Annotated in this window: 2 protein-coding genes; one reads left to right on the forward strand and one right to left on the reverse strand. The window is 58.0% G+C overall.

Features of this window, described 5'->3' with window-relative positions; genetic code table 11:
- On the reverse strand, positions 1-1391 hold a 1391-nt coding region (locus tag ABWO67_RS19295), incomplete at its 3' end, for a phosphomannomutase/phosphoglucomutase (protein ID WP_353154978.1).
- A 132-nt stretch (positions 1392-1523) separates the two neighbouring features.
- Between ABWO67_RS19295 and ABWO67_RS19300 the strand changes: the two genes are divergently transcribed.
- On the forward strand, positions 1524-2939 hold the full coding sequence (locus ABWO67_RS19300; RefSeq protein WP_353154980.1) for an FAD-binding oxidoreductase: 1416 nt from the start codon (positions 1524-1526) through the stop codon (positions 2937-2939).
- Positions 2940-3046 lie beyond the last annotated feature (107 nt).

Consider the following 3046-nt stretch of genomic DNA (forward strand, 5'->3'; position numbering starts at 1 on the left):
AAAGGCAAAACAACCTCAGGCGCCAACTTACTGAACGCCTCCCGGAACTCTGCCTTGATACGCTCCAGCGCCTCAGGCGTATCCCCTTCAAACCGTAACACCACAACAGGCGTCGTATTCGATGCCCGCGCCAGACCGAAGCCATCCGTATACTCGGCGCGAACCCCGTCTATGGTGTTGATGCTGGTCGCGTTTGGAAATTCCGCTTCTTTCTGCAACCGCGCTATCAGTGCATGAGGCTGTCCTTCCTGCATCTCCAGCTTTAGCTCAGGCGTGGAAATGTCTTGGGGCAAGGCCTCGAGCAGGACCGAGGGGTCATCATGGCGAGACAGGATTTCCAGCAGGCGGGCGCCGGTGTACAAACCGTCGTCAAAGCCGTACCAGCGTTCCTTGAAGAAAATGTGGCCACTCATTTCGCCGGCCAGCGGCGCGCCGGTTTCGGCCAACTTGGCCTTGATCATCGAATGGCCGGTTTGCCACATTAGCGGCTTGCCGCCAGCGTGTTTGATAGAGCGGGCCACATGCCGGCTGCATTTGACGTCGAAAATAATGGTCGATCCGGGTTGACGCTCGAGGATGTCTTGCGCATACAAAATAAGCTGGCGGTCGGGCCAAATGATTTCGCCGGACTTGGTGACCACGCCAAGGCGGTCGGCGTCGCCGTCAAAGGCCAGGCCCAGTTCGCAATCAGTCGTCTGAACGTGCCGGATCAGGTCTTCCAGGTTGTGAGGGTCGGCGGGGTCAGGGTGGTGGTTGGGGAAACTGCCGTCCACTTCGCAAAAGAGCTCGTCGACTTCGCATCCCAATGCTTTGAACAGGCGGCTGGCCACTACGCCGCCAACGCCATTGCCGCAGTCTATGGCTATTTTCATGGGGCGGGCCAGTTTTACATCGGCGCTGATGCGCTCTACATAGGTGTCCAGAAGCTCAAGAGTGCTGCTGCTACCGGCCGGCGTGTGCGCCGCATCGGGGGCGAGGCGCTGCATGGCCTCGCGTAGCGCCTGGATATCTTCACCGTACAGGGTTTTACCCCCCATCATCATTTTGAAGCCGTTGTAATTAGAGGGATTGTGGCTGCCGGTAATCGCGACGCCGGAACCGGTTTTTTGGATATGGGTAGCAAAATAAACCACGGGTGTGGGAACCATGCCTACGTCTATCGTATTGATGCCGCCTTGGTTCAAGCCAGCCCGCAGCGCCAGTCCGAGTTCGGGGCTGCTTAGGCGGCCGTCGTAGCCAACGACCAGGGTGTCGATACCCTCGGCGCGTGCACGTTCGGCCAGGGCCAAACCTAATCGATGGGCGAAGCCGGGGTTAAGCTGCTCGGGAACGGTGCCGCGGATATCATAGGCTTTGAAAACCGCGTCGGGTAAGGGTTGGTGGCTGGTCACGATATACGTCCTTCACAAAAATCATTGCATTAAGGCGATTATCCCGGATTCTGTGGAGAAGTGCTGGAGCAAGATGCTCGTATCTACCTTAAAATGGCCTTCAGGGTATTTCATTCGTAAGAAAGGTTAGCAATGAGTCAATTAGACGAGTTAGTCCAGATGTTGGGCCGCCAGTATGTGTTAAGTGGTGACGAGGCCGAGCCTTATTCCGTTGATTGGCGCGGGCGCTATAGCGGCAAGGCGCTGGCTGTCGTTAAGCCGGGCTCTACTGAAGAAGTCGCGCAAGTTGTGCGCTGGTGCGTGGCGCACAAGGTACCCATGGTGCCGCAAGGCGGAAATACTGGCTTGTGCGGCGGCGCGACACCTGATGCCAGCGGCCAGGCCATTGTGCTGTCCCTGACTCGCCTGAATCAAATACGTAGCGTCGACACCGATAACGACACGATGGTGGTCGAAGCGGGTTGCATTCTGCAGTCGGTGCAACAGGCTGCCCGCGATGCGGATCGCTTATTTCCCTTGAGCCTTGCTGCTGAAGGCAGTTGCACCTTGGGCGGCAACTTGGCGACTAATGCCGGCGGCACGCAAGTGCTGCGTTACGGCAATGCGCGCGACTTGGTCCTGGGGCTGGAAGTCGTGACGGCCGAAGGCGATATCTGCCATGGTTTGCGCGGCTTGCGCAAGGACAACACCGGCTACGATCTGCGCAACTTATATATCGGCAGCGAGGGCACCCTGGGCATTATCACTGCTGCCACCGTCAAGCTCTATCCAGTGCCTGTGGCCCAATGCACGGCGTTGCTGGCGCTGAGCTCAATCGAAGATGCCGTATCCGTGCTGTCTGCCGCACGCAAGGGTTTTGGGGCCGCGCTGACTGGCTTTGAACTGATCGCCGGGGGCTGCCTGGCCGGGGTAGTTGAATGTTATCCGCAGCAGCGTATCCCTTTCGACGGCGAATCGGCAGCACTGCCTTGGTATGCCTTGCTAGAACTGTCCGACAGCGAAAGCGCCGAGCACGCCCGCGAGCGTTTTGAAACAGTGGTTGGCGAAGCGATCGAGGCCGGTCTGGTGCTTGACGCGGTCATTGCCGAAAACATTACGCAAAGCAAAGCATTGTGGCATTTGCGCGAAAGCATTCCCCTGGCGGAAAAAGCCTTCGGCAAAAGTATCAAGCATGACGTATCGATTCCAGTGTCGCGCATGGCCGATTTCGTGCGAACAACCAACGCAGCGCTACAGGCCAGTTTCCCTGGGATCCAGCACGTTATTTTCGGGCACTTGGGTGACGGGAATTTGCACTACAACGTAGCCAAGGGGCAAGCCTTTACGGAAGAAGGGCTGCTGGCTAAGCAAGACGCCGTATACGAACTGGTGCACAACAGCGTCCATCAGTTCGGGGGATCCATCAGTGCGGAACATGGCGTGGGTCAGTTAAAGCGCGACGCGTTGCCCCGCTATAAAGATCCTGTCGAGCTCGCGCTGATGCGCCGGATCAAGCAGGCGCTCGATCCGCATGGCCTGATGAATCCCGGGAAAATGCTGGCTTCTTGACGCAGCCTGACGGCTAGCGCATTTCTGGTCGAAGTATTTACAGGGCTCGCCGCAGCGTAAGAGCGCCAAGAGCTCGAAGCCGTGGGGGTCGAACCTTCATTGACGAC

The sequence above is a fragment of the Pollutimonas bauzanensis genome (assembly GCF_040393045.1).
In the GTDB taxonomy this organism is placed as follows: Bacteria; Pseudomonadota; Gammaproteobacteria; order Burkholderiales; family Burkholderiaceae_B; genus Pollutimonas; species Pollutimonas bauzanensis_A.

Coding starts and splice junctions, on each gene's coding strand:
- ABWO67_RS19300 (WP_353154980.1), top strand. CDS start 1,524: ATGAGTCAATTAGACGAGTTAGTCCAGATGTTGGGCCGCCAGTATGTG.